The sequence below is a fragment of the Leisingera sp. ABM4_060 genome, assembly GCF_056158765.1.
On record NZ_JBSWTX010000001.1, the window covers coordinates 1,046,596 to 1,070,305 of the forward strand.

The 23,710-nt window shown below is 61.4% G+C and carries 20 protein-coding genes and 2 pseudogenes; 7 read left to right on the forward strand and 15 right to left on the reverse strand.

From position 1 onward, the window contains the following. Window positions 1–129 precede the first annotated feature (129 nt). The gene (locus ACXAEH_RS05165; protein ID WP_475031399.1) at window positions 130–528 is read right to left on the reverse strand and encodes a hypothetical protein; all 399 of its coding nucleotides are present in this window, start codon (window positions 526–528) and stop codon (window positions 130–132) included. 561 nt (window positions 529–1,089) lie between these two features. Between ACXAEH_RS05165 and ACXAEH_RS05170 the strand changes: the two genes are divergently transcribed. Continuing rightward, window positions 1,090–2,640: a trimethylamine methyltransferase family protein gene (locus tag ACXAEH_RS05170; protein WP_475031400.1), complete on the forward strand. Its 1,551-nt coding sequence runs from the start codon at window positions 1,090–1,092 to the stop codon at window positions 2,638–2,640. Between the two features lie 658 nt (window positions 2,641–3,298). Here the strand turns inward: ACXAEH_RS05170 and ACXAEH_RS05175 are convergent. Beyond that, a complete protein-coding gene (locus tag ACXAEH_RS05175; protein WP_475031401.1) occupies window positions 3,299–4,519 on the reverse strand; it encodes an acyl-CoA dehydrogenase in 1,221 nt (406 codons plus the stop codon). A 98-nt stretch (window positions 4,520–4,617) separates the two neighbouring features. Here ACXAEH_RS05175 and ACXAEH_RS05180 point away from each other — a divergent pair, with 98 nt between their 5' ends. Then, a complete protein-coding gene (locus ACXAEH_RS05180) occupies window positions 4,618–5,529 on the forward strand; it encodes a LysR family transcriptional regulator (RefSeq protein ID WP_475031402.1) in 912 nt (303 codons plus the stop codon). 72 nt (window positions 5,530–5,601) lie between these two features. On the opposite strand, the gene phoB is transcribed toward ACXAEH_RS05180, so the two are convergent. The 10 genes and pseudogenes from phoB to ACXAEH_RS05230 all read right to left on the reverse strand — a co-directional run bounded on the left by phoB (window position 5,602) and on the right by ACXAEH_RS05230 (window position 15,243). Continuing rightward, window positions 5,602–6,291, reverse strand: a complete 690-nt coding sequence (gene phoB / locus ACXAEH_RS05185; RefSeq protein ID WP_475031403.1) for a phosphate regulon transcriptional regulator PhoB — start codon at window positions 6,289–6,291, stop codon at window positions 5,602–5,604. A 3-nt stretch (window positions 6,292–6,294) separates the two neighbouring features. Further along, window positions 6,295–7,005 carry a phosphate signaling complex protein PhoU gene (gene phoU, locus ACXAEH_RS05190; RefSeq protein ID WP_475031404.1) on the reverse strand — a complete coding sequence of 237 codons (711 nt, stop codon included), beginning with the start codon at window positions 7,003–7,005 and terminating at the stop codon, window positions 6,295–6,297. Between the two features lie 17 nt (window positions 7,006–7,022). After that, the gene (gene pstB, locus ACXAEH_RS05195) at window positions 7,023–7,820 is read right to left on the reverse strand and encodes a phosphate ABC transporter ATP-binding protein PstB (protein WP_475031405.1); all 798 of its coding nucleotides are present in this window, start codon (window positions 7,818–7,820) and stop codon (window positions 7,023–7,025) included. 14 nt (window positions 7,821–7,834) lie between these two features. Then, window positions 7,835–9,192, reverse strand: a pseudogene (pstA, locus tag ACXAEH_RS05200) (phosphate ABC transporter permease PstA). After that, entirely contained in the window at window positions 9,192–10,664 is a 1,473-nt protein-coding gene (gene pstC / locus ACXAEH_RS05205) for a phosphate ABC transporter permease subunit PstC (RefSeq protein WP_475031406.1), read from the reverse strand. The pseudogene pstA and the gene pstC overlap by 1 nt, the downstream one beginning before the upstream one ends. A 114-nt stretch (window positions 10,665–10,778) precedes the next feature. After that, window positions 10,779–11,834 carry a substrate-binding domain-containing protein gene (locus tag ACXAEH_RS05210; protein WP_475031407.1) on the reverse strand — a complete coding sequence of 352 codons (1,056 nt, stop codon included), beginning with the start codon at window positions 11,832–11,834 and terminating at the stop codon, window positions 10,779–10,781. Window positions 11,835–12,040: 206 nt separating this feature from the next. After that, window positions 12,041–13,080: pseudogene (locus tag ACXAEH_RS05215) on the reverse strand (sensor histidine kinase). 91 nt (window positions 13,081–13,171) lie between these two features. Next, on the reverse strand, window positions 13,172–13,693 hold the full coding sequence (locus tag ACXAEH_RS05220) for a gamma carbonic anhydrase family protein (protein WP_475031408.1): 522 nt from the start codon (window positions 13,691–13,693) through the stop codon (window positions 13,172–13,174). After that, window positions 13,690–14,331: a guanylate kinase gene (gmk, locus tag ACXAEH_RS05225; RefSeq protein WP_475031409.1), complete on the reverse strand. Its 642-nt coding sequence runs from the start codon at window positions 14,329–14,331 to the stop codon at window positions 13,690–13,692. The genes ACXAEH_RS05220 and gmk overlap by 4 nt, the downstream gene beginning before the upstream one ends. Window positions 14,332–14,346: 15 nt before the next feature. Then, a complete protein-coding gene (locus tag ACXAEH_RS05230) occupies window positions 14,347–15,243 on the reverse strand; it encodes a YicC/YloC family endoribonuclease (RefSeq protein ID WP_475031410.1) in 897 nt (298 codons plus the stop codon). A gap of 236 nt (window positions 15,244–15,479) precedes the next feature. Here ACXAEH_RS05230 and ACXAEH_RS05235 point away from each other — a divergent pair, with 236 nt between their 5' ends. Further along, window positions 15,480–16,322 carry a PAS domain-containing protein gene (locus ACXAEH_RS05235; RefSeq protein ID WP_475031411.1) on the forward strand — a complete coding sequence of 281 codons (843 nt, stop codon included), beginning with the start codon at window positions 15,480–15,482 and terminating at the stop codon, window positions 16,320–16,322. Window positions 16,323–16,480: 158 nt separating this feature from the next. Here ACXAEH_RS05235 and ACXAEH_RS05240 read toward each other — a convergent pair whose 3' ends face one another. Further along, complete coding sequence (locus ACXAEH_RS05240) at window positions 16,481–17,851, reverse strand: class II 3-deoxy-7-phosphoheptulonate synthase (protein ID WP_475031412.1); 1,371 nt, start codon at window positions 17,849–17,851, stop codon at window positions 16,481–16,483. 180 nt (window positions 17,852–18,031) lie between these two features. On the opposite strand from ACXAEH_RS05240, the gene ACXAEH_RS05245 reads away from it, so the two are divergent. Then, window positions 18,032–19,036, forward strand: coding sequence for a GlxA family transcriptional regulator (locus ACXAEH_RS05245; RefSeq protein WP_475031413.1), 1,005 nt, complete (start codon window positions 18,032–18,034; stop codon window positions 19,034–19,036). A gap of 23 nt (window positions 19,037–19,059) precedes the next feature. Here ACXAEH_RS05245 and ACXAEH_RS05250 read toward each other — a convergent pair whose 3' ends face one another. Continuing rightward, entirely contained in the window at window positions 19,060–19,485 is a 426-nt protein-coding gene (locus tag ACXAEH_RS05250; RefSeq protein ID WP_475031414.1) for a hypothetical protein, read from the reverse strand. A gap of 53 nt (window positions 19,486–19,538) precedes the next feature. Further along, window positions 19,539–20,642 carry a PQQ-dependent sugar dehydrogenase gene (locus ACXAEH_RS05255; protein ID WP_475031415.1) on the reverse strand — a complete coding sequence of 368 codons (1,104 nt, stop codon included), beginning with the start codon at window positions 20,640–20,642 and terminating at the stop codon, window positions 19,539–19,541. 188 nt (window positions 20,643–20,830) lie between these two features. Between ACXAEH_RS05255 and ACXAEH_RS05260 the strand changes: the two genes are divergently transcribed. The 3 genes from ACXAEH_RS05260 to ACXAEH_RS05270 all read left to right on the forward strand — a co-directional run bounded on the left by ACXAEH_RS05260 (window position 20,831) and on the right by ACXAEH_RS05270 (window position 23,710). After that, on the forward strand, window positions 20,831–22,024 hold the full coding sequence (locus tag ACXAEH_RS05260) for an ABC transporter substrate-binding protein (RefSeq protein WP_475031416.1): 1,194 nt from the start codon (window positions 20,831–20,833) through the stop codon (window positions 22,022–22,024). A 98-nt stretch (window positions 22,025–22,122) separates the two neighbouring features. Beyond that, window positions 22,123–22,905 carry an ABC transporter ATP-binding protein gene (locus ACXAEH_RS05265; protein WP_475031417.1) on the forward strand — a complete coding sequence of 261 codons (783 nt, stop codon included), beginning with the start codon at window positions 22,123–22,125 and terminating at the stop codon, window positions 22,903–22,905. 91 nt (window positions 22,906–22,996) lie between these two features. Then, the gene (locus ACXAEH_RS05270; RefSeq protein ID WP_475031418.1) at window positions 22,997–23,710 is read left to right on the forward strand and encodes an ABC transporter ATP-binding protein; all 714 of its coding nucleotides are present in this window, start codon (window positions 22,997–22,999) and stop codon (window positions 23,708–23,710) included.

Genomic DNA, 23,710 nt, shown 5'->3' on the forward strand with positions numbered 1-23,710 from the left:
ACTGGCAGTGACTGGCCGAAAGTCCGTCGCTCCTTGCGCATTTCCGCCGGACCGCACAGGCGGAATTCTGCCAAGCCATTGAAAAGCAGAAGATTGCTTCCTAGCGGGAAACCAGGCCAATTGCTCCGGTCAGAACCGGAAAGCGGCGCTCACCGAAAGCGTTTCCCCCCGCTGCCGGCCACCGCCTTGCGCCGGTTCCGTCTCATGATGCAGGAGCTCCCCGGTCAGCTGCAGAGCTCGGTTGAGCGAGACCCGCATTCCCAGGCCCACCAGCGGGCCTTCCTGCCTGCCTGTGGAAGAGCGCGCTTGCAGCCGTCCCAGGCTCACAAAACCCGTGGCCGGGCCAAAGTCATAACCGGCCAGCAATCTAAAATGCCGTGTTTCATCTGCATGCACAGCGCGTGTCAGAACGCCCTCACGTTCACGCGCGGCGATTCCGCGGAGGATCATGCCGCCAAGGTCACGGCCGTAAGCCAGCTGAAAGGAGTTTGTTTTCGTGTCAGCTGAAACCGCGGCGGCCGGGAACATGCTGCCTGTTTCAGGGTTTGCCCAGCCATCGGCCGCTCCGGATTGCGCAAACATGGCCGTGACCGCCAGGGCTGCAGCAATTGTCAGACAGTGTTTGGTCTTCCTAACCTTCGGCATGTGGCTGTGCCTTCTTCGAAATGCGCTGTTTCAGCGCGCCATCCCCAAGGACCCCAGTATCGCCATTAATGCTTAATATTCGGTTCCCATCGCCAAACTGCCAAGAACCAAAGGCTCTGAAAAGCGTTAAAAATAGAGGTTACATCATTAAAAATAATAGCATTTTACTCAAACGCAGATTCGCCCGACGGCCCTCCTCCGCAAATTCCGCCCACATGAAAAACATGTCGTTTTTTTCACCGCGGTCGTTTATGTGCTAGAAACTTCGCAAACGCATGCCAAATTACCGGCAAAGACACAGGAGTCCGCATGCAAGGAGAACGCTGCCACGTCAGCCTGATCTACCGCACCATTGGTGCGGCGCGCGGCCGTGCGGCCAGGGGCCGGCCGCACTGAGTAGGAACTTCAGTATTTCAACTCAACTTCCTGAAAGGCTCACCAAGAATGAACGATCAAGCCTCCTCCTCCCGCGCTGGCCGCAGCGGCGGGCGTAACGCGCGCCGTGCAGCCCGGGCTGCCGCATTGCCGGAACATCTGCGTCCAGTGCGTCCCGGCATGGAGTCCACGGCACTGAAAATGCTCAGCCAAGCGGACATGGAAAAAATCCACGAAGCCGCACTGACTGCGCTGGAAGAGATCGGCCTCGCCGACGCGCCGCAAAGCGGCATCGACTATCTGACAGGTGCCGGCGCCATCCTCGGCGATGACGGCCGCATCCGCTTCCCCCGCGCTTTGGTTGAAGACACCATCGCCAAGGCCAACCGCTCGATCACCTTGTTCAGCCGCGACGGCAAGAACGACCTCGAGCTTTCCGGCGGCCGCGTGCACTACGGCACCGCTGGCGCCGCGGTGAGCATGGTCGATGTGCACGGCCGCGAATACCGCGACTCCACTGTACAGGACCTGCACGACGCTGCCCGTATTTGCGACCAGCTGGACAACATCCACTTTGTGCAGCGCCCGATGGTTTGCCGCGATATTCCTGACAATTGCGAAATGGACCTGAACTCCATCTACGCTTCCTGCGCCGGCACCACAAAACACGTCGGCGTTTCGTTTACCGAGCCGGATTTCGTCAAACCCGGTCTGGAGCTGCTGCACATGATTGCAGGCGGCGAAGACAAATGGCGCGAACGTCCCTTTGTGTCGAATTCCAACTGCTTTGTGGTTCCACCGATGAAATTCGCGACGGAATCTTGCGAAGTGATGGAAGAGTGCATCAAGGGCGGCATGCCGGTTCTGCTGCTGTCGGCAGGCATGGCGGGCGCAACTGCGCCGTCCACCATTGCCGGCGCAATCACCCAGGCGGTTGCCGAGTGCCTGGCCGGCCTGGTTTATGTGAACGCTGTGAAACCCGGCGCTCCGGCAATTGTCGGCACCTGGCCGTTCGGCCTGGACCTGCGCACCGGCGCCATGACCGTTGGCTCCGGCGAACAGGCCCTGCTGACCGCAGGCTGCGCCCAGATGCACAAGTTTTACAACCTGCCGGGCGGCGCTGCCGCCGGCGCATCGGATTCCAAGCTTCCCGACATGCAGGCTGGCTGGGAGCAGATGTGTTCTGCCGTAATGGCCGGCCTGTCCGGGCTGAACATGGTTTATGAAGCCGCAGGCATGCACGCCTCGCTGCTGGGGTTCTGTCTCGAGTCGCTGATCCTGGACAACGATTTGCTCGGCCAGGCACAGCGCTGCGTCCGCGGGATCGAGGTCAACGACGAAACCCTGGCACTGGACCAGATGCGCGCCACCTGCATGGGCGGCCCCGGCCACTATCTGGGCACCGACCAGACTCTCAGCCGGATGCAGGTGGACTATGTCTACCCCGACTTGGGCGACCGCACTTCACCCAAGGAATGGGCCGAGCTCGACAAGCCGGACCTGATCGCCAAGGCAACCGCCAAGAAAGAGCAGATCCTGTCCCAGCGTGCCGCTGCCCGGTTCGATGCTGCGACCGATATGGCGATCCGGGAGAAGTTCAACATTCACCTGCCAGCGTAACTGCTACGTTTCTAAATTGAAATCGGGCGGGCCGGAGTTCATTCTCCGGCCCGCTTTCTTTGTCCAGCAGGACCGCTTTTGCCTCCTGCCAGCCAGGCACCATACGACAACACAGGTTCTGCCGACGGCTGCGCCCAGCATATGAGAAGACATCTTTCAAACCCGACCTCTCCGTGTTAAGCTGTTGTTAATAGACATATTTTTGCAACACTCATCTCCAGTTTTGACTGCCGCCCTTGCGTGAATGGGTGTGTAAGCACGCAAAACCACCTTGCAAAATTGCCGTTACAACTTGCTACGCCTTTGGGAATGCAGGTTAGCGCCATCAGACATGCAAAACGGCTGAGGTTTCTGAGACAGCATTTCCGAGTTTGAAGTTCTGCCAGACCGCTTGGCACACAGAAGGGATCTGCGTGCAAATGCGCATTTAATCCGCTTTGAGATTAACTCTGGGGCTGACATTCAGCGGACTTTCCAGGAGAAATCAGCCCAAGGCGTCGCTCAGTCTTTAAAGTTTTGGATCCAAAATGGAGATCAGGAATAGGTTTCCACTGCCGAAATCCGTTGCAGAAATCCCTGCCCCTTCAGATTTTGCGGTTTCGCAAATAGTAATTGCAAAAATGCAGCGCAAAGAAAGCCTCTGCGCCGCACCGGAGTGTTAAAAAAACGCCTGCAGCCCGGTCTGCGCGCGGCCCAGAATCAGTGCATGTACGTCGTGGGTGCCCTCATAGGTGTTTACGGTCTCCAAGTTCACCATGTGACGGATCACGTCGAACTCCAGACTGATCCCATTGCCGCCATGCATATCCCTTGCATGCCGCGCGATCTCCAAAGCCTTGCCGCAGTTGTTGCGCTTGATGATCGAGATCATCTCCGGCGCGGCATTCGCTTCATCCATCAGGCGTCCGACCCGCAGCGAGGCTTGCAGGCCCAAGGTGATTTCAGTCTGCATATTGGCCAGTTTCAGCTGGAACAATTGCGTGTTGGCCAACGGGCGGCCGAATTGAGTCCGGTCCAGCCCGTATTGCCGAGCCGCATGCCAGCAAGCCTCGGCAGCGCCCATTACGCCCCAGCTGATACCATAGCGCGCACGGTTCAAACAGCCGAACGGGCCCTTTAGGCCTTGAACATGCGGCAGCAATGCATCCTCGCCAACCTCAACGCCATCCATCACGATCTCACCGGTAATCGACGCGCGCAGCGAGGCCTTGTTTTCGATCTTCGGCGCGCTGAGGCCCTTCAGGCCCTTGTCCAGCACAAAGCCGCGGATCTTGCCGCCGTGAGCTTCGGACTTTGCCCAGACCACGAAGACATCCGCGATCGGCGCGTTGGAGATCCACATCTTGGAGCCTGTAAGCCTATAGCCTCCATCAGTTTTTTCCGCTCGGGCCTTCATGCTGGCGGGGTCGGAGCCGGCATCAGGTTCGGTTAGGCCAAAGCAGCCGATCCACTCGCCAGCGGCCAGTTTCGGCAGATACTTCTGGCGCTGTTCCTCGCTGCCATATGCGTAGATGGGATACATCACCAGCGAGCTTTGCACCGACATCATCGAGCGGTAGCCGCTGTCGACACGTTCCACTTCACGCGCCACGAGGCCATAAGACACATAGCCGCCGCCGAGGCCGCCGTACTGTTCCGGTATCGTAGTGCCCAGAAGGCCCATCGCGCCCATCTCGCGGAAGATCTCCGGATCTGTTTCCTCGTTTTCATAAGCACTTAGGACGCGCGGCTGAAGTTTTTCCTGGCAATAGCTGCGGGCCGATGCAGCGATCATGCGCTCGTCTTCTGTCAGCTGATCGTCGAGCCGTAGCGGGTCTTCCCATGTGAAACGGCCCAGGTCCGGCGCATCCTTTGCGCGCAGTTCGGGAGTGTCGGTCATTGTCCTGCCTTTCGGATGTGAATTGCACAGAACCCTAACGGCAGGTTACCGGGAAAAACAGCGAGACTTTGGCAAGCACATATGCGAAATACTCATACATGAGCACACCACGGCGGTTTCTGCCTTCCATTTCTTCCCTGCGCGCCCTGGAGGCGCTGGACCGGCTTGGCAGCGCCTCTGCCGCTGCAGACGAGCTTGCCTTGACCCAAGGTGCCGTCAGCCGGCAGCTGCAAACGCTGGAAAAGCAACTGGGCATGGAGCTGGTGCAGCGGGACCAAAAGCGGCTCTCACTGACGAATGAGGCGCAGGACTATGCCGCCGAGATACGTCAGGCGCTGAACCAGATCGTGCAATCAACCTTGCGTCTGCAGGCTGCACCGCTGGCCGGCACGCTGAACCTGGCCATTCTGCCTGCCTTTGGAATGCGCTGGCTGATGCCGCGCCTGCCGGAGTTTGCCCGGCTGCACCCGGATGTGACAATCAATATGTCGACCCGGCTGGAGCCATTCAACTTTGCCACTGAACCCTTTGATGCAGCAATACACTTCGGAAATGCGGATTGGCCGGGGACTCAATCACTGCTGCTCAAGCACGAACAGTTGCTGCCGGTCTGTGCGCCGCAGCTTCTGGAGGGAAGGACAGTCGATCAGCCGAGGGACATCCTGAAGCTGCCCCTGCTGCACATCCAGACGCGGACAAACGCCTGGGCGGATTGGTTTGCACTTCAGGACTTCGAGGCTGGCGCGAATTTGAGCGGTACAATCTATGATCAATTCGCAACCATAACCCAGGCCGCACTGCACGGGCTGGGGGTTGCCCTGATGCCGGATTACCTGGTGGAGCAGGATCTTGCGACGGGGCGCCTGGTGGCCCTGCACGGGGAGGCTGCGGAAACCGAGGGCGCCTATTACCTGGTCTGGCCGGAGCGGAAAGCCGGTGCCCCGGCGCTCGTCAAATTCCGGGAATGGCTGGCTGGCAAGGCGCAGCCCGAGGACCCGCTGCCGCGCTAAGTGCCTGAAGAATGAGGGGGTGCCTTGTGTGCACCCCCTGTGCACCGCCCGTACACCCCCTGGTGCCAGTTCTCAGCCGAGCGCGTAGCCTGCGCCGCGGACGGTGCGCACGGGGTCACTGCCGCCGAATTGGGTCAGCGCCTTGCGCAAGCGGCCGATGTGGACGTCGACGGTGCGGGTGTCGACATAGATGTCGCGGCCCCAGACCCGGTCCAAAAGCTGTTCGCGGCTCCACACCCTTCCCGGCTTTTCCATAAAGGTGGAGAGCAGGCGGAATTCGGTCGGCCCAAGTTTCAGCGGATTGTCGGCGCGGCTGACCTTGTGGGTTTCCGCGTCCAGAACGATGTCGTCGTATTCCAGACGCACGCCCACAGTCGAAGGCCGAACCCGGCGCAACTGGGTGCGCACCCGGGCCATCAGCTCGACCACCGAATAGGGTTTCACCACATAGTCGTCGGCGCCGGTCTCCAACCCGCGGACCTTGTCGACTTCCTCTGACCGGGCCGAGAGCATGATGATCGGGATATTGCGGGTTTCGGAACGGGTCTTCAGGCGGCGGCAGACCTCAATGCCCGAGAGGTTCGGCATCATCCAGTCGAGGATGATGATATCGGGCATGTCTTCTTCAACCACCAGCAGCGCTTCCTCGCCATGTTCTGCGCGCAGCACGCGGAAGCCGTCGGCTTCGAGGTTATAGGCCAGCACTTCCCGCTGGGCCATTTCGTCTTCGACAACCAAAACGGTGGGCTGTTCGGCAGCCATCGGTCAGATCTCCTGCGGTGTGGTCGAGGTGGTGTCGGCTTTCTTGCGGTCTTCCTCCGGCTTTTCGCCGGTGACCAGATAAATCACCTGCTCGGCGATCGAGGTCACGTGATCGCCCATGCGTTCGGTGTTTTTTGCTATGAAATGCAAGTGCATACAGGCCGAAATGTTGCGCGGGTCTTCCATCATATGGGTCAGGAACTCGCGGAACAGGGCGTTGTACATCTGGTCGACGTCGCGGTCGCGGGCGATCACGTCGGCGGCCAGTTCCACATCGCGCTGGATGTAGGAGTCGAGCGCATCTTTCAGCATCCGCTCCACTTCGCGCGCCATCCGGCGCAGGGCGGCGGCGCCTTCACTGGTGCTGGGGCCCTGGGCCAGAACGCCGGTGCGTTTGGCCATGTTTTTCGCATAGTCGCCAATACGTTCCAGGTTGCCGGCGATCTTGAGCACCGACAGCACCAGGCGCAGGTCCGAAGCTGCTGGCGAGCGCAGAGCGATCAGCCGGGCGGTTTCCTCGTTGATCAGCTCTTCCAGACCGTCGATGGCCTTGTCCGCCTGGCGGACTTCAAGTGCCAATTCCTCATCGCGGGTTTCGAGCGCCCGTGCGGCTTCGCGGATCGCGTCTTCGACCAATCCGCCCATTTTCATGATCCGGGCCTGAATCGCCTCCAGATCGCGGTCGAATGCCGATGCAATATGCTGTTCTACCATGTTGATATTCCTATAGATCAGCCGATCCGGCCGGTGATGTAGCTTTCTGTGCGCGGGTCGTTGGGGTTGGTGAAAATCTGGCCGGTGGGGCCGAATTCCACCAGGTTGCCAAGGTGGAAGAAGGCGGTTTTCTGGCTGACCCGGGCGGCCTGTTGCATCGAGTGGGTGACGATCACCACCGAATACTGGCTGCGAAGCTCGTCGATCAGTTCCTCCACTTGCGCGGTGGCGATGGGGTCGAGCGCTGAACAGGGCTCGTCCATCAGCAGCACCTCAGGTTCCGTCGCCACGGCGCGGGCGATGCACAGGCGCTGCTGCTGGCCGCCGGACAGGCCGGTTCCGGGCGCATCAAGGCGGTCCTTCACCTCATCCCAGATGGCACCGCGGCGCAGGGATTTCTCCACGATTTCATCCAGTTCCGCCTTGTTCTTCGCCAAGCCGTGGATGCGCGGGCCGTAGGCCACGTTGTCATAGATCGACTTGGGGAACGGGTTCGGCTTCTGGAACACCATGCCCACCTTGGCGCGCAGCTGCACCGGGTCGACACGCTTGTCATAGATGTCCTCGCCGTCCAGCAGGATATCCCCCTTGACGCGGCAGATGTCGATGGTGTCGTTCATCCGGTTCAGGCAGCGCAGGAAGGTCGACTTGCCGCAGCCGGAGGGGCCGATGAAGGCGGTAACGGTCTTGTCCTCGATCTCGACATTCACGTCTTTGATCGCGTGGGAGTCACCGTAATAGACGTTCACGTCCTTGGCGGCGATTTTAATGTTCTGGGTTTCCACGGTCTTATCCATCACGGTCATGTCGTTCATTGCACTATGCCCTTTTACCAGCGGCGTTCAAAGCGGCGGCGCAGGATCACGGCAAGCGTGTTCATGGTCACCAGGAAGAGAAGAAGGATGATGATGCCGCCCCAGGCGCGCTCATAGAAGGCCGGGTCGGCGCGTTTGGCCCATTCGTAGATCTGGGCGGGCATTGCGGAGTTCGGGGCCAGCAGCCCGTCAGCCAGGGTTTCCGGCGCGTTGGAGGCGATGAAGCCGACCATGCCGATCAGCAGGAGCGGCGCGGTTTCCCCCAGCGCCTGCGCCAGGCCGATGATGGTGCCGGTCAGGATGCCGGGCGCGGCCAGCGGCAGCACATGGTGGAACACCGCCTGCATCTTCGACGCACCGACGCCCAAGGCGGCGTCGCGGATCGACGGCGGCACCGATTTCAGCGAGGCGCGGGTGGAGATGATGATGGTCGGCAGGGTCATCAGCGTCAGCACCAGCCCGCCCACCAGCGGCGCCGAGGTCGGCAGGTGCATGTAATTGATGAAGACCGCGAGGCCGAGGATACCGAACACGATGGAGGGAACCGCCGCGAGGTTCGAGATATTCACCTCGATCATGTCGGTGAGCCAGTTCTGCGGCGCAAATTCCTCAAGATAGATCGAGGCGGCCACGCCGATCGGCAGCGCCAGCGCCAGCACCACCAGCATCATGAACAGCGACCCCAGCATGGAGACGCCGATGCCGGCCGCCTCCGGGCGGGCGTCAGAGGCATCCGCGCCAAAGATGAAGTCGGGATTGAAGGTCTTTTCCAGCACACCGGCAACGGCCAAATCGTCAACAAGATCAAGCTGTTCTGGCGAGATGTTCTTGTCGTTGACAATGCTGTCGCGGGTGACGCGGCCCTTCAGGTAACCATCCACGCGGCTGGAGGCGAGGAAGCGGAACTCCACCGTCTGGCCGATCTGGTCCGGGTTCGCCAGCACGTAGTTTCTCAGCTGTGCGGCGGCGTCCTTGGACAGGATGCCGGCCAGTTGCTTGGGTTTGAGGCTGGTTTCAATGCCCAGATCCTCAACCGCAGCTTCCATCGCGCCCTTGATGATCGGGGCGTAGCCGAAGGTGGTGACCTTCTTAATGTCGGCCAGATCGCGGTTGCCCTTTTTGTCGAGCTTGGCTTCCAGCAATTCCACATTCAGCGTGACAAAGGTCTGCTGGAAGGCACCGGTGCCCTTGCTGACGATGGTGGTCACCAGCACCAGCAGCATGATCAGCCCCGCGGTGATAGCGGCGATGCCATAGGCTTTGAACCGGGTTTCCGCAGCGTTGCGCTTGCGGGTGCGCGGGGATTTTTCCAGCAGAGAGCCGCGTGTTTACGGGGCGCGGCGCCTGCAGGGGTTTGGCTGAGGTCAGTCATTAGTCGTACTGCTCCCGGTATTTGCGCACGATGTAGAGCGCCAGGACGTTCAGGCCGAGGGTCAGGACAAAGAGGGTCAGCCCCAGGGCAAAGGCAACCAGCGTTTCGGGGCTGGCAAAATCGGTGTCGCCGGTCAGCTGGCTGACGATGCGGGTGGTGATGGTGGTCATCGATTCCAGCGGGTTGGCAGAGAACTTGGCAATTGCGCCCGCCCCCATGACCACAATCATGGTCTCGCCGATGGCACGGGAGGCGGCCAGCAGCACCGCGCCGACGATGCCAGGGAGTGCTGCCGGCATCACCACCTGGCGCACGGTTTCCGACTTAGTGGCGCCAAGCCCTAGCGAGCCGTCGCGCATCGCCTGCGGCACCGCGTTGATGATGTCATCTGAAAGGGAAGAGACGAAGGGGATCAGCATGATGCCCATGACAAGGCCCGCGGTCAGGACCGAAGTGGCGCCTGCCATCCATTCAACGCCCAGGAGGCCGCCCTTGCCAAAGAGGTCTGCCAGTGCCGGGCCAACGGTCAGCAGCGCAAACAGGCCGTAGACGATGGTGGGGATGCCCGCGAGGATCTCCAGCAGCGGCTTGGCAAAGGAGCGCACGGTGTTGCTGGCGTATTCCGACAGGTAGATGGCTGCAAACAGACCAACCGGCACCGCAACCAGCAGCGCGATGAAGGAGATGTAGAGCGTGCCCCACAGCAGCGGCAGGATCGACAGCTCACTGTCGCCACGGAAGTTGGGGGCCCAGGTGGCGCCGAAGAAGAAGTCGGTCCAGCTGTGCAGGCCAAAGAAGTTTTTGGTTTCAAACAGCATCGACAGAACAATGCCGACGGTGGTCAGGATCGCCAGCGAGGCGGCCAGGATCAGCAGCGCCAGCACCGCACGCTCCACCACGTTGCGGGCGCGATATTCCTTATGGGTCTTGCCGTAGGCCCATGCAAACCCGCCTAGCGCCAGCAGGGCGACAACCACGGTCATCGCGATGCGGCCGGTGTTCGAGAGGTTGCGGTAGGCCTGCGCGGCATTCAGCACTTCCGGGCGCACGTCATCGCCCAGGGCCACGCCCACTTCGCCCATCAGAGCGCGGACGTCCTGACCGCTGTCAGCGACGTTGCGGGCCTCACGGGCGGTCAGCAGCCCCTGCTCCACCGCCAGGTCCAGCCCTTCGGCCACCCGGCGCACGTCGCTCATCACCAGGCCAATAGAGGAGCTTTCCGGAACTGCATCCGCCGGGATCATGCCGGAGACGCGGGTCTCGATGAACATGGGCTGGGCCAGCAGCCAGACTACCAGGGCGCCGATCGCCGGAACAAAGGCCGCAAGGGCCACGTGGTAGCCGTAGTAGGCTGGCAGAGAATGCAGGTCTTTGACATTGCCCGCAGCGGTGGCAATCGCGCGGCGGCGGCCGCCGTAATAGCCCGCGGCAGAAAGCGCAAGCAGGAGGGCAACAAGCCAGAAAGTGGGCATGAAAAGCTCCGGTATTGGCGGTGGCGTATTGGCTGCGGCAGCCCTGCCGCGGAAGAAGCGCCGGGGCGGAGGTTGGCTCCGCCCCGGCAGGGATCAGATCTCAGGCGGGGCAGCTTAGGAGTTGCCGCCCATCACGGCCTCATTGGCAACCGCTTCCTGGGTGTCTGCCAGTTCCGGGTCGGCAACCAGGCCGTATTCGGCCAGCGGGCCGTCTTCGCCTGCAACTTCGTCAGCGACGAAGAACTCAGCATATTCCTTCAGGCCCGGGATCACGCCGATGTGGGCTTTCTTGACGTAGAAGAACAGCGGGCGGGACACCGGGTATTCACCGGTTGCGATGCTTTCGGTGGAAGGAACGATACCGGACATGGTGGCAACCTGCAGCTTGTCGGTGTTGTTCTCGTAGAAGGCCAGGCCAAAGACGCCAATGCCGTCCTTGTTGCTTTCGATCCGGGCCAGGGTTTCGGTGTAGTCGCCGTCGATGTCGACCGATTTGCCATCGGTGCGCAGGGCGATACAGGCTTTCTCAGCCGCTTTGTGCTTGGCCTTATCGGTGTCGCCTTCCGCCTGAGCCAGCAGGTGTTCAAACGCGCCGGTGGCTTCACAACCGGCCAGGATCACCTTGTCTTCGAACACTTCGCGGGTGCCGTGCTTGGTGCCAGGAACAAAGGCCTGGATATCAACGGCCGGGAAGTTGGCGTTCACGTCTGCCCAGGTCTGGTTCGGGTTGTCGACCAGCTGGCCGTCGACCAGGATCTTGTCGGACAGCGCCAGGAACCAGTCGGTCGGGGTGTACTCAAAGCCGTTGGCGTTGATGTCGGAGGCAAAGACGATGCCGTCATAGCCGATGCGGACTTCGATGATGTCGGTCACGCCGTTTTCGGCGCAGGCCTTGATTTCCTTGTCCTTGATCTGGCGCGAGGCGTTGGCGACGTCGATGGTGTTTTCACCCACACCTTCGCAGAAGCGCTTGAGGCCAGCGGAGGAGCCGCCGGATTCCACAACCGGGGTCGGGAAGTCGAAGTTCTCGCCAAAGGCTTCGGCCACGATCGAGGCATAGGGCAGAACGGTGGACGAACCGGCAACCTGGACCTGGTCACGCGCAGCGGCTGCGGTGGCAGATACGGCGGAAATCGCCAGGGCGGAAGCGGTCAGTTTCACAAAGGACATCTGTTGTCTCCAAGAGTTTCGATGTTCGATCACCCCGTGATGATCTTGCCGCCTCTCCTAGAAGCTGCTGTTAAGGCTTTTGTGACACGTGTGTAACGGCTGTATGACAAAGCCGGTTTGCTGCGAAAAAAATCTGCCACAAACGGGAAAGCCGCCGCCGTTTTTTTTCCGGAGGCGGCTTGCGGTTGGGACAGGGTTCAGACCGGTTATTCCGGCAGAATCACGGTGAAAACAGACCCTTGCCCCAGTTCGCTTTCAACCCGCAAGCGGCCGCGGTGGCGGTTGATGATGTGTTTTACAATGGCCAGTCCCAGGCCGGTGCCGCCCATCTCGCGGGAGCGGTGGCTGTCGGCCCGGTAGAAGCGTTCGGTCAGGCGCGGCAGGTGGATGGCGGCGATGCCAGGGCCGTTGTCGATGACTTGGACAAGCGCGGCAGGCGCGCGCACCGACGGATCGCGCTCTGCATAGGTCAGCGCAACCCGCACCTGATCGCCGCCGTATTTCACAGCGTTTTCAACCAGGTTGGTGAACACCTGCTGCAGCTGGTCCGGATCGCCTGTGACCTGAATACCGCCTTCCGGCGCTTCCAGCGTCATGTTCACACCGCGGGCTTCTGCCACCGGGGCCAGCGTTTTCAGGGTCGAGGACAGCAGGCCGGTGAGATCGACCTGCGCCTTGGGGCGCACCCGTTCCTCGCTCTCGACCCGGTTCAGGGACAGCAGATCGCCGACAAGGCGGTTCATCCGGCTGGCCTCTCCCTCCATGATCGTCAGGAAGCGGTCGCGGGCGGCGGCGTCATCCCTGGCCGGGCCTCGCAGGGTCTCGATAAAGCCGATCAGGGCGGTCAGCGGCGTGCGCAGCTCGTGGCTGACATTGGCAACGAAGTCGCGCCGCATCTGGCCTGCCTGCTGGCGTTCGGTGATGTCGTCGAAACAGGCCAGCACCGCGCCGCCGCTGACGGCGCCGATGCCGGGCACATAGCGCAGGGTGACGGCAAAGGCGGTGTCCTGGGCGCCGTCGTTGGACAGGTGCTTGGCGGTTTTGGGCGTCTTGTCGCGCAGGCAGGATTTATCGCCGTGGCAACGCTGGGCTGGCGCAGGATGGTGGCAAAGTGACGGCCCAAGATACCCAGGCCCAGCAACGCTGCACCTTCAGTATTGGCTGCAATGATCCGTTCGGTCTGGTCCACCAGCACCGCAGGCAGCGGGATGGCGGCCAGGAAACCGTCTGTTTGCTCCGTTGTCATCTGGTCTCCGCTTTCAATCGTCCGGCCTGCTTAGCGCCGCCATGTAACCGGCATATGGCAGCAGCGTTCAGCCGGCGTGAAACCCAGCCGCTTACAGCGGTTTCATCTCGGCCCGGAAGCGGCGCATATTGTCCTGATAGAGAAGCGCGCTTTGGGTGAGTTTTTGCGCCAGCACCGCGTCCACCTCGCGCACCACCTTGCCGGGGCTGCCCATCACCAGAGAGTTGTCAGGGATTTCCTTGTTCTCGGTGATCAAGGCCCCGGCTCCGATCAGGCAGTTCTTGCCGATCTTCGCGCCGTTCAGAATGGTGGCGCCCATGCCGACCAGGGAGTTCTCGCCGATGGTGCAGCCATGCAGCATCGCCTTGTGGCCGATGGTACAGTTCTTGCCGATGGTCAGCGGGTAGCCCGCGTCAATGTGCATCACCACGTTTTCCTGCACGTTGGTGCCTTCGCAGATGCGGATTTCCTCGTGATCGGCGCGGATGGTGACGCCAAACCAGACAGAAGACCCTGCCTCCATCACCACCTTGCCGATCAGGTTGGCATCGGGGGCGACCCAGGTATCGTCATGGATCTGCGGCTGGTCGGCGCCAAGAGCGAAAAGGGTCATGACTGCTCCTCGAACTGGGTTTGCAGGGCGCGGACGTGGTCCTGCAGCTTGGGCTGCTGGATGCGGCGCATGCGCTCGGCCTCGACGATGGTTTTCAGCTTGGCCTCTGTCTCGTCCAAGTCGTCGTTGACCAGCACATAGTCATAATAGCCCCAGTGGCTGATCTCATCCCAGCTTTTCATCATCCGCTTGGAGATCACCTCGTCGCTGTCCTGCGCCCGGGTTTCCAGGCGGCGGCGCAGTTCGGTGATCGACGGCGGCAGGATGAAGATCGACAGCGCGTGCTTGCCCAGGTCGGAGTTGCGGATCTGGATCTCACCCTGCCAGTCGACGTCGAACAGCACGTCCTGGCCGGCCTTGATGGTGTCCTTCACCGGGCCTGCGGGCGAGCCGTAGAAATTGCCGAACACGTGGGCGTGCTCCAGCATGCCACCCTCGGCCACCTTCTGCTTAAACTCATCCTCGGACATGAAGTAATATTCACGGCCATGCTCCTCTCCCGGGCGCGGGGCACGGGTTGTGGCGGAGACCGAGAAGGCAAGGCCCGGGTCCCACGCCATCAGGCGGCGCGCCAGTGTGGATTTGCCGGCGCCCGAAGGCGACGAGAGGATGATCAAAAGGCCGCGGCGGTCCGCCATCTGGCACTCCTTTTCTTATTCTATGTTCTGCACCTGCTCGCGCATCTGGTCGATCACGGTTTTCAGCTCTAGCCCCACCGCAGTCAAGCCGGCATGCTGCGCCTTGGAGCACAGCGTGTTGGCCTCGCGGTTGAACTCCTGCATGAGGAAGTCGAGCTTGCGGCCCACGGCGCCGCCCTTGGCCAGCAGATCGCGGGCGGCCGTGACATGGGCGCCGAGGCGGTCGAGCTCTTCGGTGACGTCCGCCTTGACTGCGATCAGGGCCAGTTCCTGCGCCACCCGGTCCGGATCGGCGCCATCGGCGTTTTCCATCACCCGGGCCAAATTGGCCCTCAGCGTCTCTGACATCTTTGCTTTGCGGTCTTCCGCCCGCTCTGCGGCCTGCAGGGTCAGCGCGGCGACCTGCTCCAGCTGGCCGTTAAGGATTTGGGCAAGCGCGCCGCCTTCTGCTTCGCGCATGTTAACAAACTCTGCCACAAGCGTTTCCAGCTCCTTGCTCAATTCCTTGACCAGGGGAGCGGGATCATCGTCACCGGAGGACTGTTCCAGCACCCCTTTGAAGGCAAGAAGCTCAGCCGCCGAAGCGGGCTGCACTTCGAGGCGGTTCTGGCTGGCGGCCGATTGCGCCTCGGCCAGCGCCTTGACCACGGATTGCAGCACGGCGGTGTTGACCTGCACCCGGCCTGCGCCGTCTTCGGCCCGGGAAATCCGCAAGGTCAGCGAGACATTGCCCCGCGCCAGCGCCTTGCCCAGAACGGAACGGACATGGTTTTCAAGGCCTTCTAGCCAATCCGGCACCCTTAAGCGCAGGTCCAGCCCCTTGGCATTGACCGAGCGGACTTCCCAGCTCCAGCTGTGCAGATCGGAGCTTCCTTGAGCTGAGGCAAAGGCGGTCATGCTGCGGATGGTCATGGGGGTGCCCTCTTATTGCTGGTGATTGATCTGCTCTACTGTCTCGAAAGTATAGGGTGCAAGCGCAATCGCATAAATGCCTCTACCCGCCCGCGTTAACCATTGCTTAAAGAAGTAGTCCAAATTTGAATTAGATTGTGTCATCTTAACTTCAGGGTAACCAAACCGGCCCTAAGTCTTAAGACAGCGGCTAGCTGGCAGGAAAGACCGGGCCCAGGGTTTTAGGGGATGATGAGATGATTTTTGGCAGCCGCAGTGGGAATGGCATGTCCTCAGGACGCGAAAATGTGGTTTCGATGAACAGCTTCCGCAATGGCGGGTCGCTGTCGGCGCTGCGCCAGGCCGAAGCCTACTGGACTGCACTGCGCCGGGGCGATGATGTGCCGAGCCGGTCGCAGATTGATCCGCGCGGGCTGGAAAACATCCTGAGCCATACCTTCATCCTTGAGCGGATTGCGCCGGGCATCGCCCGTTTCCGCCTGGCCGGCTCGATGCTGAATGAAATGGCCGGCATGGAAGTGCGCGGCATGCCGATCACCGCGTTTTTCACCGCCGAGGCCCGCAAGCAGCTGAGCTCTGCGATGGAGCATATGTTCGACACGCCCGCCATTGTTGAACTGGAGCTGCAGATCGAAGGCCCGCGGATGCGCAAGCCGCGTGAGGCCCGCATGCTGCTGCTGCCGCTGCGCAGCGATCTGGGCGACATCAGCCGGGTTCTGGGGGTGCTGGTGGCGTTCGGCGAGGAAGATAACGCGGCTACGTCGCAGCGGTTCTCGATTTCCTCGATCGAAATGCGGGCAGTTGCCAAGGCCTCCGGTTCGGCAGAGTTCAAGGCCAAGCCGCGGGCATCGAAAGAGCCCGCCAGGGATGAGCGCCGGGATGTGAACCAGCCCAATCCCGGTTTTGCCGAGACCCAGGCCCGGTTCAAGAACGAACGTTCGATCCTGGAAGAAGCCAAGGCGCTGCTGGAACGCAGCAAGGCAGGCAATCCGGCCGCGGCGGCAAAAGCGGCAGAGCCTGCGGAGGGCAAGCGCAAGGGCGCGCCGCATCTGCGGCTGGTGGTCAGCCGGGACGACTGATCCGGTCCGCCGGTACGAATTTCCTCATACAAGTTCAAGGTCATAGCACTTGAATGCACTGCGCCCCGAGGGAGAACCCCCGGGGCGTTCTTTTGTTGTCAGACTGGATTGCACCGACAAGAGTCAGGAAGGGGCTGCCTGGCAGCCCCTCTTGCGTTTCAGCCTGCCTGGCGGGCGCTTTGTCCGGCGCGCAGGTCCGACAGTTCCTCGGCCACCAGGAAGGCCAGTTCCAGCGACTGGCTGGCATTGAGGCGCGGATCGCAGGCGGTGTGGTAACGGTCGCTCAGGTCTTCCTCGGTCACTGCGCGGACGCCGCCGGTGCATTCGGTCACATCCTGGCCGGTCATTTCGAAATGCACACCGCCCGGGATGGTGCCCTCGGCCTTGTGGACGCCGAAGAAGTCGCGCACTTCGCGCAGCACACTGTCGAAGGGGCGGGTTTTGTAGCCGGTGGAGGATTTGATGGTGTTGCCATGCATCGGGTCGCAGACCCAGGTGACATTGGCGCCCTCTTCCTTTACCGCCTGGACCAGGCGCGGCAGATGCTCGCCCGCCTTGCCGGCGCCGAAACGCGCGATCAGGGTCAGCTTACCCTCTTCGTTTTCCGGGTTCAGGCGCGACATCAGCACCTTGAGGTCCTCAGCCGTTGTGGTCGGGCCGCATTTCAAGCCGATCGGATTCAGCACGCCGCGGCAGAATTCAACATGGGCGCCGTCGGGCTGACGGGTGCGGTCGCCGATCCAGATCATGTGGCCGGAGCCGGCCAGCCATTTGCCGGAGGTGGAATCGAGACGGGTCAGCGCTTCTTCATATTCCAGCAGCAAGCCTTCGTGGCTGGTATAGAAGTCCACGGTCGAGAATTCATGGGTGGTGTCGGCGGTGATGCCCGCAGCGGCCATGAAGTCGATCAAATCCTGAATACGGTTCGCAATCTCGCTGTATTTCTGGACTTCCTGTTCGTCGGTGAAACCCAGGGTCCAGGAATGCACCCGGCTCATGTCGGCAAAACCGCCGGTCGAGAAGGCGCGCAGCAGGTTCACAGTGGCCGCGGCCTGAGTGTAGGCCTGCAGCATCTTCTGCGGGTTCGGAATGCGGGCCTCGGACGTGAAGGCCAGCTCGTTGATGATGTCGCCGCGGTAGCTGGGCAGTTCGACACCATCGACGGTTTCGGTCGGCGCGCTGCGCGGTTTGGCGAACTGGCCGGCCATGCGGCCCACCTTCACCACCGGCACCTTGGCGCCATAAGTCAGCACCATTGCCATCTGCAGCATCACCTTGAACGTGTCGCGGATGCCGTCGGCGCTGAACTGGTCAAAGCTCTCGGCGCAGTCGCCGCCCTGCAGCAGGAAGGCTTCGCCGCGGCCTGCCGCGCCGAGGTGCTGTTTCAGCCTGCGGGCTTCGCCGGCAAAGACCAGCGGCGGATAGTTGGAAAGCTGAGCCTCGACAGCGTTCAGAGCTGCCGCATCCGTATAGTCCGGCATCTGAACCCGCGGCTTGCTGCGCCAGTCCGATTTTTGCCATTCGCTCATGACTTTATCTCCGCATAAGAGGTCTTTAAGGTATAACGGGTGCTCTATACAAAATCCGCACCGGAGAGACCAGTTTAGAATTGAGCCCACTTGACCCGGGCTGCAAGCTGTGAGCACGGTTTCCCGACCTGCCGCGGTGCCCGCCCCGCGGCCCGACTTGTTTCTTGAAGGACGCCCGCCATGCAGACGCCACGCAAGCCTGCTGATTCTGGAACTGAAGCCGGCCAGCCAAAACGGTTTGTCTTCGTGCTGCTCGAGAAGTTCACGATGCTGTCCTACGCATCGGCTGTCGAATGCCTGCGCATCGCCAACCGGATGAACGGAGACGACAGCTATAGCTGGACGCTGATCGGCGAAGGCGGCGACACCATGACCTGCTCGGCAGGCACCACCTTCCAGCTTGATGACGACCTGATCGAGCTGCACCGGGACGATGTGGTGATGGTCTGTTCCGGTATCGACGTGCAAGAAGCCACCACCAAGAAACTGCTGGCCTGGCTGCGCCGCGAAGCCCGCAAGGGCCTGACTGTCGGAGGGCTGTGCACCGCATCATATGCATTGGCCAAAGCCGGGCTGCTGGACGGCAAGCGTGCGACCATCCACTGGGAAAACGCCGACAGCTTCGCCGAGGAGTTCGATGAGGTCGACCTGACCAAATCGGTCTTTGTGATCGACGGCAACAGGGTCTCCACCGCCGGCGGCACCTCCTCTATCGACCTGATGCTCAAGCTGATTGCCAACGACCATGGCGAGGAATTGGCAAACGCGGTGGCGGATCAGCTGATCTATTCCTCGATCCGCACCGACCAGGACACCCAGCGGCTGTCGATCCCGACCCGCATCGGGGTACGGCATCCGAAGCTGTCGATGGTGATCCAGATGATGGAAGCCAATATCGAAGAGCCGATCAGCCCCTCGGTGCTGGCCCAGGATGTGGGCATGTCCACCCGCCAGTTGGAGCGGCTGTTCCGCCGTTACCTGAACCGCTCGCCCAAGCGCTATTACATGGAGCTGCGGCTGCAGAAGGCGCGCAATCTCCTGATGCAGACCGATATGAGCGTGATCAACGTGGCGCTGGCCTGCGGTTTTGCTTCGCCGTCGCATTTCTCCAAATGCTATCGGGCGCATTACGACACCACCCCCTACCGCGAGCGCGGCAGCAAGGCGGCGACGTACAAGGCGTGATACTGCATGCCCCCGGGACGCTGCTACAATTTCCCGAAGATCACGTCGGAGTTGGTGTTGAGGTCGAACTTCAGCACCACCACACTTCCGTCCACTTCATGCAGGAAGGCGTAGAAATAACAATAGCGCAGTGACTTATCATCCCAGAAAATCCGGATTTCCCTGCTGAAACCGTTCAGCAGTTCCTGACGCACCGCCAGTACGCCGCCAGAGAAATCCCGCGGGTAGATTGACAGCAACTGCCTTTCCACATTGCTCATCTCCTCCGGCGTGTATTCATCCCGTCCGCCCAGACGGATAATCAGCTGCTTGAAATCCCGGCTCATGATGACCGTGTCCAAAAACCGCTCATAGCTGGCATAGGATTTGAACACACTGTCTTGGGCCAAGGCCAGCCCGGGCATGAAGGCCAAGACAGCCACGGCGGCGGCAGCTAGGTAGTTGCGCATGATAAATTCCTTTTTCTGCAAATCTGTCAGCCATATTTAACATCGCAAGGCTGCTACTTGGAAATCCGGAAAATGCCGCCTTCGCTTTCCGACGCAAACCAGATGCTGCCGTCCGGCGCTTCCTGCACGTCCCGAATGCGGCCGGTTTCATCGCTGCGCAGTTGCTCTTCCTCACGCAGAGGGCCGCCGGACAGGCGCGAGACATAGTCGAATTTCAGTGACCCCACGAAGATATCTCCGCGCCACTGCGGCCACATCCTGCCGGAATAAATCATCATGCCGGAGGGGGCGATCGAGGGGTCCCAGTACCATTCCGGCTGCTCCATGCCCGGTTTCGAGGTGCCTTCGCCAATCTTCCGGCCGGAGTAGTGACGGCCGTAAGAAATCACCGGCCAGCCGTAGTTGGCGCCTTTGTGCACCCGGTTGACCTCGTCCCCGCCCTTGGCGCCGTGTTCCGCCACCCAGAGATTGCCCTGCAAGTCGAGTGACATCCCCTGTGGATTTCGGTGGCCGTAGGACCAGATTTCCGGCTGTGCTCCGGCTTGGCCTGTGAACGGGTTGCCTGCGGGAACCGTGCCGTCCCGGTTGATCCGGACCACCGAACCCTGGTGCCGCGTCAAATCCTGAGCGCTGGGCCGGTCGCCGCGTTCCCCCAGCGATACAAACAGCGTGCCGTCACGTGCCTCGACAACACGGGACCCGAAATGCCGCCCGCCGCGCGCGCCGTGTGCAGCTTCAAACAGCAGTTTGACACCTGTCAGCCGCCTGTTGTCCCGGCTCAGCCGGCCTGAGGCCAGCGCGGTGCCTGCGCCGCTCCCCTGGCGTTTGGCATAGGTCAGGAAGATCTCTCGGCTTTGGGAGAAATCCCGCGGCACCATCACGTCCAGCAAGCCGCCCTGCCCCTCCGCGGCTACCGCAGGTACGCCCGTGATGCGCTGTTTGCGGCCCTGCCGGACGTAGATCAACTGCCCGTCCCGCTCTGTGACCAGCACGCCGCCATCCGGCATGAAATCAAACGCCCAAGGCACGTCAAATCCCTCTGCCATGCGGGTGACCTTGAGCTCTCCCTGACTGCTGGACAAGTTTTCTGCACGGGCCGTGGAGAAAACCGTCAAAAACGTTACGACAGCCGTCAGGAGAAGGGATTTTCGCAGCATCGGGGCCTTTTCCTTTCACTGATTCCCCTGTAGAGCCACGCCCGCGCTGCATCCGGGGATCTTATGGAGATGCAGCCTCAACCAAACGGCCCAAGGAAAGTGTTCCGGTTCGATAAGTCTTTTCTTTTTCAACCGCCTTGCCTAGGGTCCGATGTGAACATTTTTGTTCCAACAATGGGAGTTTTCAAATGAAGAAACTGCTGATGGCCACCGCGGCCGCTGCGCTGACGGCTGGCACCGCTTATGCCGGCGGCCACGCCAAGGAAGTGAAACTGGGCGTGCTGTTCGGCTTTACCGGCCCGATTGAATCGCTGGCCCCGGCCATGGGCGACGGCGCCGAGCTGGCCATGGAAGAAGTCACCAAGTCGGGCAAGCTGCTGGACAGCGCCACCGTGACTCCAATCCGTGCCGACACCGGCTGCATCGACAACGGCCTGGCCGTGGCGAACGGCGAAAAGCTGATTGCTGAAGGCGCCAACGGCATCATCGGCGGCGACTGCTCGGGCGTGACCGGCGCCATCCTGCAAAACGTGGCGATCCCGAACGGCATGGTGATGATTTCACCGTCGGCGACCTCGCCCGGCCTCAGCACCATGGAAGACAACGGGTTGTTCTTCCGCACCTCGCCGTCGGATGCACGCGAAGGCCAGGTGATGGCCGAGATCCTGAAAGAGCGCGGCATCAACTCGATCGCGCTGACCTATACCAACAACGACTACGGCAAGGGCCTGGCGGACGCGATCCAGTCCTCCTTTGAAGGTGTCGGCGGCGAAGTCACCATCGTGACCGCGCATGAAGACGGCAAGGGCGACTATTCCGCAGAAGTCGGCGCGCTGGCATCGGCCGGCGGCGACATCCTGGTGGTTGCAGGCTATCTGGACCAGGGCGGCCTTGGCATCATTCAGGGTGCGCTGGACTCCGGTGCGTTTGACACCTTTGGCCTGCCTGGCGGCATGATCGGCGACACCCTGCCGGCCAACGTCGGCCCGGACCTGGACGGCTCCTTTGGCCAGATCGCAGGCTCTGACTCCAAAGGCGCGGAAATCTTTGCCGAAATGGCAAAGGAGCGCGGCTTTGACGGCACCTCGGCCTATGCGTCTGAATCTTATGACGCAGCGGCGCTGTTCCTGCTGGCGATGCAGGCTGCCAACTCCACCAACCCGGCGGATTATGTCGGCAAGATCCTGGACGTGGCCAACGCCCCGGGCGAGCCGATCAACCCGGGCGAACTGGGCAAGGCGCTGGAAATCCTCGCCGCTGGCGGTGACATCGACTATCAGGGCGCGACCGGCGTCGAGCTGATCGGCCCGGGTGAGAGCGCTGGCTCCTACCGCGAGATCGAAGTGAAGGGCGGCAAGAACGAAACCCTGCGCTTCCGCTGATAACCATCAGAAATCTAACCGAAAAAGAGCAGCCCGGGTTCCGCCCGGGCTGTTCCAAGTTAAAAACGCCGCAAAATCGCGGCAGGGGATGAAATGACATGATCGTCGTCGAGGACTTGCATAAGCACTTCGGCGGGTTCCACGCGGTGGACGGCGCTTCGCTGGAAATCGCAAAGGGGTCCATAACCGGTTTGATCGGGCCGAACGGTGCCGGCAAAACCACTTTGTTCAATGTAATCGCGGGTGTTCTGCCGCCGACCTCCGGCCGTGTCACCATGGATGGTGAGGATATCACCGGCCTGCCCCCGCATGAGCTGTTCCATAAAGGGCTGCTGCGCACCTTCCAGATCGCGCATGAGTTCTCCTCGATGACCTGCCGGGAAAACCTGATGATGGTGCCGGGCAACCAGTCGGGCGAGACCCTGTGGAACACCTGGTTCGGCCGCAAGCGGATTGCCGATGAGGAGCGCGCACTGCGCGCCAAGGCGGATGAGGTGCTGGAGTTCCTGACGATCAGCCATATCGCCGATCTGAAGGCGGGCCAGGTGTCCGGCGGCCAGAAAAAGCTGCTGGAGCTTGGCCGGACCATGATGGTTGATGCCAAGATCGTCTTCCTCGACGAGGTTGGCGCCGGTGTGAACCGCACCCTGCTTTACACCATTGCTGATGCCATCAAGCGCCTGAATGAAGAACGCGGCTATACCTTTGTTGTGATCGAACACAACATGGAATTCATCGGCCGCCTGTGCGACCCGGTGATCTGCATGGCCGAAGGCAAGAAGCTGGCCGAGGGCACGCTGGACGAGATCAAGGCGAATGAGCACGTGATCGAAGCCTATCTGGGCACGGGTCTCAAGAACAAAGACAAGCTGGAAGCATGATGGGCAGAGTTGTTGGTTTTTGGGGCTCTGCCCCCGCCGCTGCGCGGCTCCCCCGGGATATTTTCAGCCAGAAGAACAAGGGAGGCCTTTGATGTCTGAACCCTTTTTGATTGGCGACACCATGACAGGCGGATACGGCAAGGGGCCGGATATCCTGCATGAGTGCACCATCGCCGTGAACCCCGGCGAAATTGCCGTGATCGTGGGCCCGAACGGGGCCGGCAAATCCACCGCCATGAAGGCGGTGTTCGGGATGCTGAACGTGCGCTCAGGGTCCGTGCGGCTGGGCGGCGAGGATATCACCGCGCTGTCTCCCCAGGACCGGGTGGTCAAGGGCATGGGCTTTGTGCCACAGACTCACAACATCTTCACCTCGATGACGGTTGAGGAAAACCTGGAGATGGGTGCCTTTATCCGCACCGATGACATCCGGGACACGATGGAGCAGGTCTATACCCTGTTTCCGATCCTGCGGGAAAAGCGCAGCCAGCCTGCAGGCGAACTGTCAGGCGGCCAGCGCCAGCAGGTGGCCGTGGGCCGCGCGCTGATGACCAAACCCAAGGTTCTGATGCTGGACGAGCCCACCGCGGGCGTTTCCCCCATCGTCATGGACGAGCTGTTCGACCGGATCATCGAGGTTGCCCGCACCGGGCTGCCGATCCTGATGGTGGAACAGAACGCCAAGCAAGCGCTTGAGATCGCGGACAAAGGCTATGTTCTGGTGCAGGGGCGCAATGCCTATACCGGCACCGGCAAAGAGCTTCTTGCCGATCCCGAAGTGCGCAAGTCGTTCTTGGGGGGCTGA